Annotated in this window: 10 protein-coding genes; 4 read left to right on the forward strand and 6 right to left on the reverse strand. The window is 65.3% G+C overall.

The features are described from left to right. The first annotated feature begins 57 nt into the window (after window positions 1-57). Window positions 58-975: a dephospho-CoA kinase gene (coaE, locus tag AC56PL_RS08380; protein ID WP_497153512.1), complete on the forward strand. Its 918-nt coding sequence runs from the start codon at window positions 58-60 to the stop codon at window positions 973-975. A 21-nt stretch (window positions 976-996) separates the two neighbouring features. Here coaE and AC56PL_RS08385 read toward each other — a convergent pair whose 3' ends face one another. Next, entirely contained in the window at window positions 997-1,506 is a 510-nt protein-coding gene (locus tag AC56PL_RS08385; protein ID WP_495515888.1) for a DUF402 domain-containing protein, read from the reverse strand. A 75-nt stretch (window positions 1,507-1,581) separates the two neighbouring features. On the opposite strand from AC56PL_RS08385, the gene uvrB reads away from it, so the two are divergent. Both uvrB and AC56PL_RS08395 read left to right on the forward strand, forming a co-directional pair. Next, window positions 1,582-3,738 carry an excinuclease ABC subunit UvrB gene (uvrB, locus tag AC56PL_RS08390; RefSeq protein ID WP_495515889.1) on the forward strand — a complete coding sequence of 719 codons (2,157 nt, stop codon included), beginning with the start codon at window positions 1,582-1,584 and terminating at the stop codon, window positions 3,736-3,738. 198 nt (window positions 3,739-3,936) lie between these two features. Continuing rightward, on the forward strand, window positions 3,937-4,383 hold the full coding sequence (locus tag AC56PL_RS08395) for a universal stress protein (protein WP_495515890.1): 447 nt from the start codon (window positions 3,937-3,939) through the stop codon (window positions 4,381-4,383). Here AC56PL_RS08395 and AC56PL_RS08400 read toward each other — a convergent pair. The 5 genes from AC56PL_RS08400 to AC56PL_RS08420 all read right to left on the reverse strand — a co-directional run bounded on the left by AC56PL_RS08400 (window position 4,371) and on the right by AC56PL_RS08420 (window position 11,038). Continuing rightward, complete coding sequence (locus tag AC56PL_RS08400; RefSeq protein ID WP_497153513.1) at window positions 4,371-6,665, reverse strand: HelD family protein; 2,295 nt, start codon at window positions 6,663-6,665, stop codon at window positions 4,371-4,373. The genes AC56PL_RS08395 and AC56PL_RS08400 overlap by 13 nt on opposite strands. Before the next feature lie 123 nt (window positions 6,666-6,788). Continuing rightward, the gene (locus AC56PL_RS08405; RefSeq protein WP_495515892.1) at window positions 6,789-7,046 is read right to left on the reverse strand and encodes an HPr family phosphocarrier protein; all 258 of its coding nucleotides are present in this window, start codon (window positions 7,044-7,046) and stop codon (window positions 6,789-6,791) included. 49 nt (window positions 7,047-7,095) lie between these two features. Next, complete coding sequence (locus tag AC56PL_RS08410) at window positions 7,096-9,216, reverse strand: PTS fructose transporter subunit IIABC (RefSeq protein ID WP_497153514.1); 2,121 nt, start codon at window positions 9,214-9,216, stop codon at window positions 7,096-7,098. A 71-nt stretch (window positions 9,217-9,287) separates the two neighbouring features. After that, on the reverse strand, window positions 9,288-10,274 hold the full coding sequence (locus AC56PL_RS08415; RefSeq protein WP_497153515.1) for a 1-phosphofructokinase family hexose kinase: 987 nt from the start codon (window positions 10,272-10,274) through the stop codon (window positions 9,288-9,290). Then, window positions 10,271-11,038 (reverse strand): DeoR family transcriptional regulator, encoded by a 768-nt coding sequence (locus AC56PL_RS08420; protein ID WP_495515895.1) that lies wholly within the window; start codon window positions 11,036-11,038, stop codon window positions 10,271-10,273. The genes AC56PL_RS08415 and AC56PL_RS08420 overlap by 4 nt, the downstream gene beginning before the upstream one ends. Window positions 11,039-11,218: 180 nt before the next feature. On the opposite strand from AC56PL_RS08420, the gene AC56PL_RS08425 reads away from it, so the two are divergent. Beyond that, window positions 11,219-12,895 carry a putative PEP-binding protein gene (locus tag AC56PL_RS08425; protein WP_495516090.1) on the forward strand — a complete coding sequence of 559 codons (1,677 nt, stop codon included), beginning with the start codon at window positions 11,219-11,221 and terminating at the stop codon, window positions 12,893-12,895. The last annotated feature ends 2 nt before the right edge of the window (window positions 12,896-12,897 follow it).

Consider the following 12,897-nt stretch of genomic DNA (forward strand, 5'->3'; position numbering starts at 1 on the left):
TGGTGCAAAAGCGGGTGGATGCGGGAAGACGGGGGGTTGGTCTGCAACACTGGGTCGGTGATTCGAGTAGGCCTGACCGGCGGTATCGGCGCCGGAAAATCCACGGTGGCACGCACACTGACAGAGCGCGGTGCGTATCTCATCGATGCTGACGTGATCGCCAGGGAAGTCGTGGCGCCGGGATCGGATGGTCTCGCAAAGCTTGTCGAGGCGTTCGGAGCAGACATCCTGCTCGCCGACGGCGCCCTCGATCGGCCGGCATTGGCGGCAAAGGCCTTTGTCGATGACGAGCAACGCAAGAAGCTCAACGGCATCACGCATCCGCTGGTTGGTGCCCGTGCCGCAGAACTGCTCGATGCGGCGCCTGCGGATGCGATCGTGCTCCAGGACATCCCTCTGCTGGTGGAGAACCGGACCGCGGCGTTCTTCCATCTCGTGGTCATCGTGCACGCCGAGGAAGACGTCCGGCTCGCTCGCCTGACGGGTCAGCGCGGCATGCCGGAAGAGGATGCCCGCGCCCGGATCCGGTCGCAGGCGAGCGTCGAGGATCGGCGTGCGGTCGCAGATGTCTGGCTCGACAACAGCGGTACCCCGGACGACCTGGCAGCACTCGCGGCCACGCTCTGGGACGAACGGCTGGTGCCGTACGAGCGTGGGGTCCGCACCCGTGTGTGTGCGCCACAACCGACGACGGAGGTGGCCTACCGAGAGCAGTGGCAGGTCGATGCGACCCGGCTGGCGGATCGGCTGCGGCTGCTCGGCGCCGACAAGATCGTCGACATCAAGCATGTGGGCCCCACCTCGGAGGTCGGATCCGCGGCCGTCGACGTCATCGACTTCGACGTGGCGCTGGCCGACGGGGCGTCGGCCGCAGATCTCATCGACCCGCTCTCGGACGGCGGATTCCCGGTGAGCAGTCCCGGAGTGCACGCCAACGCCGATCCCGGGCGAGCTGTGACGATCAGACTGGTGTGACGATCACGCTCGACTGAGGGGTCACTCCCACACCAGTGCGACGCCCTGGGCCGCGAGCCAGGCCTCGACGTCGTCACCATGTGTGGCCGCCCCGGTCATCGTGCGGGTTGCGATGTGGACCGCTGCCTCGGCGTGCTCGCGGGGGAGCAGCCCGGCGGCGTGGGCGTCGAACAGTTCGTCGACGTCTTCGAGTTCGATACGGCCCGAGCGCTCGATCAGGTCGAGGTACCAGTCCTCGGAATGCCAGCACCCCTGTGCGTCGGGACGCGTGAACTCCCCGACGTCGAGGTAGAGGCGTTGGTCACGTTCGAACCCGGGACGAAAATGGAAAATGGTGGCCCGGAGTCCGAAGTCGGGGAGCAGCCAGGACTGTAGCCTGCTGAACTTTCGATGGTCGGCAGGCCGGTCCATGTACAGGCCGAATTCGGTGGCCCGGTAGACATCTACCTGGCGGATGAACCCTTTCGGGTCGGTGTTCGTACGCCCGGGCACGTCGAATGTCTCGTGCTTGGGCGGATGAATCGCGGCCATCGCGTCAACCTACGCCAGCGCGATGTTCACTGTCGGCGTACGCGCCGTGTCAGAGGTCGCGTTTACTCTGATGGCATGGCCTTTGCAGCAGAACATCCGATCATTGCGCACTCGGAATTCCGCCCGGTCGGGGAGATCGAACGTTCGGAAGCCACCTTTGAGGTGGTCAGCGACCACTCGCCCGCCGGTGATCAGCCGGCGGCGATCAAGCAGCTCGAGCAACGCCTGTCCAAAGGTGAGAAAGACATCGTGCTGCTCGGTGCCACCGGTACCGGTAAATCGGCGACCACCGCGTGGCTGATCGAGAAGGTCCAGCGGCCGACCCTGGTGATGGCGCCAAACAAGACCCTCGCCGCCCAGTTGGCCAACGAGCTCCGTGACATGTTGCCCAACAACGCCGTCGAGTACTTCGTGTCGTACTACGACTACTACCAGCCCGAGGCGTACATCGCGCAGACAGATACCTACATCGAGAAGGACTCGTCGATCAACGACGACGTCGAGAGGCTCCGCCACTCGGCGACGTCCAACCTGCTGTCGCGCCGCGACGTGGTCGTGGTGGCGTCCGTGTCGTGCATCTACGGCCTCGGTACACCGCAGTCCTACCTCGATCGTTCGGTGCAACTCGACGTCGGACAGGAGGTCGACCGTGACGCGCTGCTGCGACTGCTCGTCGATGTCCAGTACAGCCGCAACGATGTCAGCTTCACCCGAGGCAGCTTCCGGGTGCGCGGCGACACCGTCGAGATCATCCCCTCCTATGAGGAGCTGGCGATCCGCATCGAGTTCTTCGGCGACGAGATCGAGGCGCTGTACTACCTGCATCCGTTGACCGGAGACGTCGTCCGAGAGGTCAAGGGCCTGCGCATCTTCCCGGCCACCCACTACGTGGCCGGACCCGACCGGATGGAGCGGGCCATCGCGTCCATCGAGGCCGAACTGGAAGAACGGCTCGCCGAGCTGGAGGGCAAGGGCAAACTGCTCGAGGCCCAGCGGCTGCGGATGCGGACCAACTACGACGTCGAAATGATGCGGCAGGTCGGGTTCTGCTCCGGCATCGAGAACTATTCGCGGCATATCGACGGCCGCGGTGCCGGAACTGCGCCCGCCACGCTGATCGACTATTTCCCCGAAGACTTCTTGCTGGTCATCGACGAGTCGCATGTCACGGTGCCGCAGATCGGTGCGATGTACGAGGGTGACATGTCGCGTAAGCGCAATCTGGTCGACTTCGGGTTCCGGTTGCCGTCAGCCGTCGACAACCGTCCGCTGACCTGGAGCGAGTTCACCGATCGCATCGGTCAGACGGTCTACCTGTCGGCAACACCCGGGCCGTACGAATTGGGGCAGTCGAACGGTGAGTTCGTCGAGCAGGTGATCCGGCCCACCGGCCTGGTCGACCCGCAAGTGGTGGTCAAACCCACCAAGGGACAGATCGATGACCTGATCCACGAGATCCGGGAACGCACCAAGAAGGACGAGCGGGTTCTGGTCACCACCCTGACCAAGAAGATGTCGGAAGACCTCACCGACTACCTGCTGGAGATGGGTATCCGGGTTCGTTACCTGCACTCAGAGGTCGACACGCTGCGCCGCGTCGAACTCCTGCGGCAGTTGCGGCTCGGTGACTACGACGTGCTCGTCGGAATCAACCTTCTCCGTGAGGGTTTGGACCTGCCCGAGGTGTCGTTGGTTGCGATTCTCGACGCCGACAAAGAGGGGTTCCTGCGGAGTACCACCAGCCTCATCCAGACGATCGGCCGTGCGGCCCGAAACGTCTCCGGTGAAGTGCACATGTACGCCGACAAGATCACCGACTCGATGCGCAACGCCATCGATGAGACAGACCGTCGGCGTGAGAAGCAGGTCGCCTACAACAAGAAGATGGGCGTCGATCCAAAACCGTTGCGTAAGAAGATCGCCGACATCCTCGACCAGGTGTACGAGGAAGCCGAGGACTCGGTCGCAGTCGGCGGTTCCGGCCGAAATGCCAGTCGTGGACGGCGCGCACAGGGTGAACCGGGCCGGGCCTCGACCTCGTCAGGTGTTCTCGAAGGTCGGGACGTGTCTGCGATGCCACGCGCCGAACTTGCCGATCTCATCGGAGCGCTCACCGATCAGATGATGAATGCTGCCCGCGATCTCCAGTTCGAACTCGCGGGTCGCCTGCGTGACGAAATTGCCGATCTGAAGAAAGAATTGCGCGGCATGGACGCCGCAGGTATCTCCTGACCGATCTCCTGCAGATACATGTGACGTGAGTGACAGCAAGTGTTGTCGCAGGTCAGTGGGCATGGTGGTGTCCGCTTCGGTGGATACCCAAATGTTGGCCGCAGGTATCGATATACCCTTCCGGAAGGCAACGCCCCCTTCTCGGAAGGCATCGCCGTGGAGCGTATCCATATGCAAGCACGTTTATTGGAGGAATGAATGAGCGCATACCAGACCGTCGTAGTGGGAACCGATGGATCTGAATCGTCGATGAAGGCTGTGGAACGAGCGGGGGCGATCAGTGGGGACTCGGCAAAGTTGATCATTGCCTGTGCGTATTTCCCGACTGACGACAAGGACTTCTCTGCAGCATCGGATGTGCTCAAGGACGAGGCTTACCAGGTGCACGGGTCTGCGCCGACCGAGGAAATCCTTCGGTCCGCCAAGGAGCGGGCCGCCGCGGCAGGTGGCGTCAACATCGCCACCCGCCCCGTCGTCGGCTCGCCGGTGGACGCGCTCCTGAACCTGGTGCTGGACTCCAAGGCCGACCTGCTCGTGGTCGGCAACAAGGGCCTCAACTCGATCGCAGGCCGGTTGCTGGGATCAGTTCCGGCGGACGTCGCCCGCAAGTCGAGGTGCGACGTCCTGATCGTTCACACGGTCTGAGCGGACTGCCGCAGAGGCTCGGGCAGCTCGGCGCTGTGCACAATTGCCAGTTGCTGGGTTGCCCGGGTGAGCGCGACATACAGGTCGCCCCATCCGCGCGATGATTGATGCACGATCATGGACGGCTCGATCACGATCGTACGGTCGAATTCCAGGCCCTTGCACTGTGCGACCGTGAGGACGGACAGGTCTTGGATGCCCTCGAGATTCTCGGTGGCACTGCGGATCTCGTCGATCAGATCATCCGGGGCGATGATCGCGGCGATACCGTCGAGAGGTTCGGTGGCGAGCCGACCGGCAACCGCGCCGAGCTTCTCGGCCGATGTGTGTTCGAACACCGGTGGCCGCCCGCTCGACCTGATCGAGGTGGGTGCCGACATCTTGCTGTCGATCTGTTCGAGAATCGGGGCTGCGACCGCCATGATCTCGCTGGGCGTGCGGTAGTTGACCGTCAGGTCGAACTTGCGCCACCGCTGCGCGACATACGGCGTGAGGACTTCGCCCCACGAGTTCGTCCCGGCCGGATCGCCGGTCTGCGCGGTATCCCCGATGACGGTCATCCAGCGATTCGGGATGCGGCGCATGATCATTCGCCACGCCATCGCCGACAGCTCCTGGGCCTCGTCGACGATCACGTGGCCGAACGTCCACGTCCGGTCGTTGTAGGCGCGTTCGGCTGTGGTCAAAGCCACCCGATTGGTCTGGCGCGCGGCGAGTTGTTCGGCGTCGATCAGGTCATACGCCATCAGGATCTCCGGATCGAGTTCGTCCTCGAGATCCTGTGGTGCCGAACCGGTCAGGATGTCGAGTGCATCCTGTGCATCCGAGAGCTTCTGGCGCCACTGGGCGCGTTCGCGTTCTTCATCGTCGTTGTCGTCTATGCCGATGATCTCGGCCAGTTCGTCGAGCAACGGCGCGTCGGCGGCGCTGAAACCGCCCCGCTCGGTACGCAGGAGTGCGTCGCGGTCGGCTTGCGACCAGCCGGGCGTCGCGGACTTGATCCGCTCGGGCGAGGTCAGCAGATCGGCCAACACCACTTGCGGAGAAAGTTGTGGCCAGAAATGCGCCAGTGCGGCATTGATGTCCGGGTCTTCGCGCATCTCGTCACGAATGTCCGCGATGTCGGTGCCGCTCAACAACTGTGAACCGTCGACCACGCTGGAGCCGATGCGTTCGGCATGTTGCTGAGCAAGGGTATCGAACGCCGAGCGCAGGAACACCGATCGAGCATGGTTGTGCGGACGCCTCGATGACCGGGCCCGACCGCGGGCGCGCTGGATCACCTTGCTGGTGATCGCGACCTCATAGCCCTCGAACTTGCGGATGATCGGCGACGTGGGGAGCTCTTGCCGGTCCCGGACCGCTTGTTTGAGGACCTCGACGATGGCCAGATCGCCCTTGCGGGTCGATGCCACCGGATTGTCGGTGACGGTGGCCCGCACGCCCGGATAGAGGTCGCCGATGGTCGAGAGGAGCACACCGCTCTCGCCGAGCGAGGGGAGCACCTGTCCGATGTACTTCAGGAAGGTGGTGTTGGGCCCGATGATGAGAACACCACTGCGCGCGAGGGTTTCGCGGTACGTGTACAGCAGGTATGCGGCGCGGTGAAGCGCGACCGCGGTCTTGCCGGTCCCCGGGCCGCCCTGGACCACCAGCACTCCACGGTGCGGCGACCGGATGATGACGTCCTGCTCGCGCTGGATGGTTTCGACGATGTCGTTCATGTGCCCGGTGCGGGCGGCATTGAGTGCGGTGATCAGCGCTGTCTCGTTCACCACATCGCCGTGGCCGGTGTTGTCGGCATCGGCGATCTCGGTGACGTCGAGGCGCTCTTTGTTGATCGCGGTGATCTTGCGGTTGCGGGTACGGACGTGACTGCGTACCTGGACGTCTTCCGGTGAGGCCGGCGTCGCGAGATAGAACGGACGGCTCAGCGGTGCGCGCCAATCGAGCAGGAGTGTGCTGTCCTGCTCGTCGTCGTCGAGGATGCCGATACGACCGATCCGGCGAACCTCACCGCTCTCGAGGTCGAGGCGGCCGAAATAAAGATTGTGTTCGGCGGCATCGAACTTCGTCAGATCGTCGTTGTACAGACGCTCATAGGATTCGCGTTCGGAACGTGCCTGCGGAGTGCCGCCGGTGTCGCGCAGAGCAGATGCCAACCGCGTCTGGGTATTGCGGCGCATCCGGTCCAGACGGCCGTATACGCGATCCAGATGGTGTTGTTCGGCCTCGAACACAGTCCTCCTCGGTTTGCTGCAGCACCTTGTCGAACTGGGCATTCGACCGCGCCGTTCGCGCACAAAAATAGTGCTAAAGAATAACGCGGTGGGCCGGGTAAACGTTCCCGGCCCACCGCGTGAAGGTGGGGATGCGGCCTGCTAGCAGGCAGTACTCGCGGTCCTTCAGGCGTCGAGATCCGACGCGACGAGTTGGGTGACCTTGTCGAGGGTTGCCTGGTCTTCGCAGGTGACGGTGACCTCGGTGCCCACGGTGGCGCCGAGCGTCATGATCAGCAACGCCGAACCGGCGTCCACCGGCTCACCACCGGCCACCGAAAGTGTCACCGGGACGCCGGCGGCGGCAACGGCCTCGGCGATCGTGGCTGCGGGGCGGGCATGCAGGCCGATGGACGATCCAACAGCAACGGTGTTACTTGGCATGATTTCTCCTTGTTGTTTTTCGGTTGATGCTGATCAGGGGTGATATCGGTCAGGCCGCGCTGAGAACCTTTGCCTCGTCGGGCGCTGCCTTGCGGGAACGGATGAATTGTTTGGCAGCGACGACGCACACCGCCGAGACGATGGTTCCGGCGGCAAGTGCAATGAAGAACCAGGCGATCCCACCGATGGCGAACGAGACGAAGATGCCACCGTGGGGAGCGCTCAGGGTGACGTCGAAGGCCATGATCAAACCTCCGGTCACGGCGCCACCGGCCATCATCGACGGAATCACCCGCAGTGGGTCGGCCGCCGCAAATGGGATGGCGCCTTCGGAGATGAACGAGGCACCCAGTAGCCAGGCGGCCTTGCCGTTCTCCCGTTCGGCCTCGGTGAAGAGCCCGGGACGGACGGTCGAGGCAAGTGCCATCGCCAGCGGCGGCACCATTCCGGCCGCCATGACCGCGGCCATGATCCGCAGTGAGGCGTCGTCGGTGACCGAGAGTCCGGCCACGGCGAACGCATAGGCGGCCTTGTTGACGGGTCCGCCGAGGTCGAAGCACATCATCAGTCCGAGGATGACGCCGAGCAGGATGGCGGACGAACCGGACAGGCTGTTGAGCCAGTCGGTCAATCCCTCGGTGATCGAGGCCAGTGGTTTGCCGAGCACGATGAACATCAACAGGCCGACAACCAGCGAGGCGAACAGCGGGATGATCACCACCGGCATCAGGCCGCGTGCCCATTGCGGAACGGGTATCCGGCCGATGTAGAGGGCGGCAAAGCCGGCGATCAATCCGCCGACGAGACCGCCGATGAACCCGGCTCCGACGAATACGGCCACCGCGCCCGCGGTGAAACCGGGAGCCAGGCCCGGCCGGTCGGCGATGGCGAACGCTATGTAGCCGGCCAGTGCGGGCACCAGGAAGCTGAAGGCCAGGGAGCCGAGTTGGTAAAGGACTGCGCCGATATAGGTCATCAGACCGCCGTCGGGCAGCGAGGTCAGTGAGTTGTCGAGGGTGATGTCCGCTGCGGTGTCCGTGATCTCATAGCCTGCGAACAAGAATCCGAGCGCGATGAGCAGTCCGCCGGCGGCGACGAACGGGATCATGTAGCTCACGCCGGTCAGCAGGATCTGACGCAATCGCGTACCCCAACCGACGTCGCCGCCTCCGGAGCCGGATTGTTCGGTGTCGCCGGTCGTGGAGCCTGCGACTCTGGCCGCGTTGGGATCTTCGCCCGCGCGCAACGCCTCGGTGATCATCGTGTCCGGTTCGTTGATCGCACGCTTGACGCCTGAGGCAACCACCGGCTTACCTGCGAATCGTTCCTTGCCCTTCACCCCGACATCGGTTGCGAAGATCACCGCGTCTGCCGAGGCGATCGCCTCGGGCGACAGCGGAGTGCTACCGCTCGAACCCTGGGTCTCGACGAGCACCTCGACGCCGGCGCGCTTGCCTGCCGCCACCAGTGAATCGGCAGCCATGTAGGTGTGCGCGATTCCGGTGGGACAGGCGGTGACCGCGACGATGGTCCGCTCGGATCCGGCCGGACCGGTGTCGCCCGCGGGTGCCGCCGGCGACTTCTCGGTACTCGACTTCGCGGCACCGGCCTTGTCGGGGGCTGCGGCCGGGGCAGTGGCCGGCGGCGCGGAAGCAGCCGGTGCGGAAGCAGCCGGTGCGGCCGCGGGTGCCGGATGCAGGACATCGTCGACGAGCGCGACCACGTCGTCGGGACCGGCAGCCGACCGGAGTGATGACACGAACTCCGGCCTGACCAACGCCCGGGCCAGCGAGGTGAGCAGTTTCATGTGTTCGGAGCCGGCGCCGGCCGGTGCCGCGATGAGGAACACCAGATCGGCCGGGCCATCGGGGGCACCGAAGTCGACCTTCGGGTCGAGTCTGGCAAATCCGAGGGACGCCGTGACGACTGATTCGTCCCGGCAGTGCGGGATCGCGATCCCACCGGGAAGCCCGGTGGCCGATTGTGATTCACGGGCCAGCGCAGCGTCGCGCAGGCTGTCGACGTCGGTGGTGCGCCCGGCGGCGGCGAGCTTGCCGGCCAGGGCCTCGATGACCGCCTCTTTGGTGGCGCCGAGTCCGGCATCGAGGGTGATCAGTTCTGGGGTGATGATCGCCGGCGTGGGGCCGGTGTGGACTGTCGGGTTCGACATGACGGATTCCTAGGTTCGAGATGCGCGATCGTGAGGGTGCGCAGCGCTGGTGACCAGATCGATTGCAGCCATCAGGAGCTGCCGAGGATCGAGGTCAGCGCGGTGACGGTCACCGCGTCCGGGTTGATGTGACTGGGACTCGGAAGTGCCGTGCCCGGTAGGGCGGCAGCGGCACTGCCGTACGCGACCGCCATGACGAGGCGGTCAGCTGGTCCGGCGTTTTCCAGATCAGCGAGTAGATATCCGGCCAGCGACGAATCGCCGGCACCGACCGTGCTGAGCGGCGCGATCGGAGGTGTGGTGGCGTGCCAGGCGCCCGTCGATGTGACCAGGACCGCGCCCGCGGCGCCCAGAGTGGCGAGCACGGTCTGCGGGCCGCCGCGCTCGATCAGCGATCGGGCTGCGCGGGCGGTCGGGTAGGGGTCACCCTCTTCGGCGGCACGTTCGAGTTCGAGACCGTCCGTGCCGACGATCTGGCCCAGTTCTTCGGCGTTGGGCTTGATCAGATGGGGTGCAGCAGTGGAGAATTCGGCCGCGAGTGCTCGCAGTGGGCCGTCAGAGGTGTCGACGGCGATCCGGACCGAGCTCCCGGCTGTGCGGAGCGTTGCCACCAGTTCTGCGTACCAGCGATCCGGGACGCCCGGTGGCAGCGAACCCGACAAGACCACCCAGTCGGCCGACGTCGAGAGCTCGGACAGGCAGGCTGCCAGGGCGTCGAGGTGTTCGGGAAGCAGTGCGGCGCCGGGTTCATTGATCTTGGTCGTGGTGCCGTCCGGTTCGGTGACGGTGAGATTCACGCGCGCCGCACCGGGATGCCCGATCGCACGGTGCTCGATGCCGGCTTCGGTCAATGCCACGAGGAGTGGTTCGTTCTGGTTTCCGGGAAGGACTGCTACGGCACGTTTTCCGGCGGAAGTGATCACGCGGGCGACGTTGACGCCTTTGCCGCCCGGATGTGAGGTCGAGGTGGTGGCACGGTGTACGGCGCCGCGCCGCAGTGGTTCGGCCAGCGTCACGGTGCGGTCGATGCTGGGATTGGCGGTCAGCGTGATGATCATGCCGTCACCACTTCGATGCCGGCATCGACGAACTCGGCACGGGCGGCGTCCGAGATCGCGGTGTCGGTGATCAGCACATCGACGCGGTCGATCGGCGCGAAGCTGATCAGGTCTTCCCGACCGACCTTCGATGAGTCCGCGACGACCACAACCTGGTGCGCGGATGCGACCATGGCCCGCTTGACGGCCGCTTCGTCGCTATCGGGCGTGGACAGACCGTGGCGCACGGTGATGCCGTTGGTCCCGACCACCGCGACGTCAACTCGCATCGTGGACAGTGTGCGTAGGGCATCGTCACCGACGACTGCCTGGGTGATGCCGCGGACGCGTCCGCCGAGCAGATGCAGGCGCAAGCCGCCGAGGCCGCTGACCCGCATGGCAACCGGAAGGGAGTTGGTGACGACAACCAGATCCTGGTCGGTGGGCAGGTATGCGGCCACTCGTGCGGCGGTGGTCCCGGCATCGATCAGCACACTGCCGCCTGCAGGCGGTAAGTGGTCGAGGGCGGCCTTCCCGATGCGTTCCTTCTCGTCTGCGTGGCTGTTTTCGCGCTCGGTGGTGCCGAGTTCGATGGCGGTCAGGGCCGATGCCGGGACCGCGCCGCCGTGTACCCGCCGGATCAGTCCGAGCCGGTCCAGTGCGGCCAGATCGCGACGGACGGTTTCGGTCGTCACGGCGTACAGCTCGGCGAGGTCTGCGACTGACATGCGACCGTTCTGCGCGATGACCGATGCCATCGCCTGCTGCCGTTCCTCTGGGTACATCCCGTCCTCCGTGTGGCCCGCCGCAATGTGCAAGCATGTGGTTTGAAATGTTGCTTTATGTTGTTTTATGCCCGAACGTATTGTCTTGTCAAGAGTTTTCTGTAATCTAGATCACATCGCTATGTTGGAAATGTCCAGTCAAGCGACGTGAAGGAATCGGTCTCAGGAGGTCGCATGAATATGTCATCGCAGGTGGAGAGTCCGCGTCAGGTTCTGCGGGGTACTCCGGTGGTGCCAGGGGTGGTCCTCGGGCCGGCCGTTGTACCCGGACCTCGTGTGGAACCGGTGATCAACACAGATCCCGTGCCCGCCGCGGGTCGTGAGGCAGAGATCCAGGCCTTCGGTCAGGCGACCACCGCGGTGGCGAAGCGTCTTTCGGACCGCGCCGCGATGTCGACCGGATCGGCCTCGGAGGTGCTCGCGGCCAACGCTGCGATGGCAACCGATCGCGGGTGGCTGGGTGCGGCAGAAGATCTGATCACAGCCGGTAGTTCGGCCGCCGCCGCGGCCGTTGCCGCGACCGCTCAGTTCGCGGACATGTTCACCAAACTCGGCGGGTTGATGGCCGAACGGGTGACCGATCTCAACGACGTCCGCGATCGGGTGCTGGCCGAGTTGCTCGGCCTGCCCGAACCCGGTGTCCCGGTGCCGGAGGTGCCCTCGGTGCTCCTGGCCGAAGACCTCGCACCGGCCGACACCGCAGGACTTGACCCGACGCTGATCGTCGGGCTCGCCACATCACTGGGCGGACCGACCAGCCACACCGCGATCATCGCCCGACAGCTCGGGATCCCTTGCGTGGTAGCTGTTTCCGGACTCGAGACCGTGGCGGCCGGAACGCCGGTGCTGATCGACGGAAGCGCCGGTGAACTGACCGTGTCACCGGATGAGGAGGTCGCGGCACAGGCCGTTGCCGCGTACAAGTTGATCGCCGAGCGCACTGCCGGCTGGACAGGTCCCGGTGCGACCTCGGATGGACATCGCGTGGATGTGCTCGCCAACGTCCAGGACGGCGCAGGCGCGCGGGTTGCTGCCAGGAGTGCGGCCGGGGGAGTCGGATTGTTCCGTACCGAACTCTGCTTCCTTGATCGGGAACAGGAACCGACGGTCGACGAGCAGGCGGCGATCTACCGCGAGGTGATCGAGGCGTTCCCCGACTCCAAGGTGGTCCTGCGAACCCTTGATGCCGGATCGGACAAGCCGCTGCGCTTCGCCGCTCATCCTGATGAGGCGAATCCCGCGCTGGGTGTCCGTGGTATTCGAATGGCCGCGCTGGACAACGGATTGCTCGAGCGTCAGCTCGACGGGGTGGCGGCCGCGGCCGAGGGCCTGCGGGCGCCCTGGGTGATGGCACCGATGATCGCCACCCCGGCCGAGGCCAAGTGGTTTGCCGAAAAGGTGCGCGAACGCGGGCTGGTGCCCGGCGTGATGATCGAGGTACCGGCGGCGGCTCTACTGGCCGAACGAGTTCTCGAGCACGTCGATTTCCTGTCCATCGGAACCAACGACCTGGCCCAGTACACGATGGCCGCTGATCGGATGTCTGCTGATCTAGCCGGGTTGACCGATCCGTGGCAGCCGGCGGTGCTCTCCCTGGTTGCGCGGACGGCGGCGGCCGGCGCGGCGGCGGGTAAACCGGTCGGTGTCTGTGGTGAGGCGGCGGCGGATCCGCTGTTGGCCTGTGTGCTTGTCGGGCTGGGCGTCACATCGTTGTCGGCGGCGGCCTCGGCGGTGGCCGGGGTCGGCGCGAAGCTCGGGACGGTCAGCCTCGATGACTGCCGCCGCGCCGCGGCAGCGGTCTCGCAGACGTCAGATCCGGTAGGTGCGCGGGCAGCGGCCCGTGCGGTTCTGGGCTGAGG

Source organism: Williamsia sp. Y721 (assembly GCF_059683565.1).

Bases quoted from the DNA above. Each gene is read 5' to 3' on its own strand.
- AC56PL_RS08415 (WP_497153515.1), bottom strand. From the start codon at position 10,274: ATGATCATCACGCTGACCGCCAATCCCAGCATCGACCGCACCGTGACG.
- AC56PL_RS08425 (WP_495516090.1), top strand. From the start codon at position 11,219: ATGTCATCGCAGGTGGAGAGTCCGCGTCAGGTTCTGCGGGGTACTCCG.
- AC56PL_RS08385 (WP_495515888.1), bottom strand. From the start codon at position 1,506: ATGGCCGCGATTCATCCGCCCAAGCACGAGACATTCGACGTGCCCGGG.
- AC56PL_RS08410 (WP_497153514.1), bottom strand. From the start codon at position 9,216: ATGTCGAACCCGACAGTCCACACCGGCCCCACGCCGGCGATCATCACC.
- uvrB (WP_495515889.1), top strand. From the start codon at position 1,582: ATGGCCTTTGCAGCAGAACATCCGATCATTGCGCACTCGGAATTCCGC.
- AC56PL_RS08405 (WP_495515892.1), bottom strand. From the start codon at position 7,046: ATGCCAAGTAACACCGTTGCTGTTGGATCGTCCATCGGCCTGCATGCC.
- AC56PL_RS08420 (WP_495515895.1), bottom strand. From the start codon at position 11,038: ATGTACCCAGAGGAACGGCAGCAGGCGATGGCATCGGTCATCGCGCAG.
- AC56PL_RS08395 (WP_495515890.1), top strand. From the start codon at position 3,937: ATGAGCGCATACCAGACCGTCGTAGTGGGAACCGATGGATCTGAATCG.
- AC56PL_RS08400 (WP_497153513.1), bottom strand. From the start codon at position 6,665: ATGCCCAGTTCGACAAGGTGCTGCAGCAAACCGAGGAGGACTGTGTTC.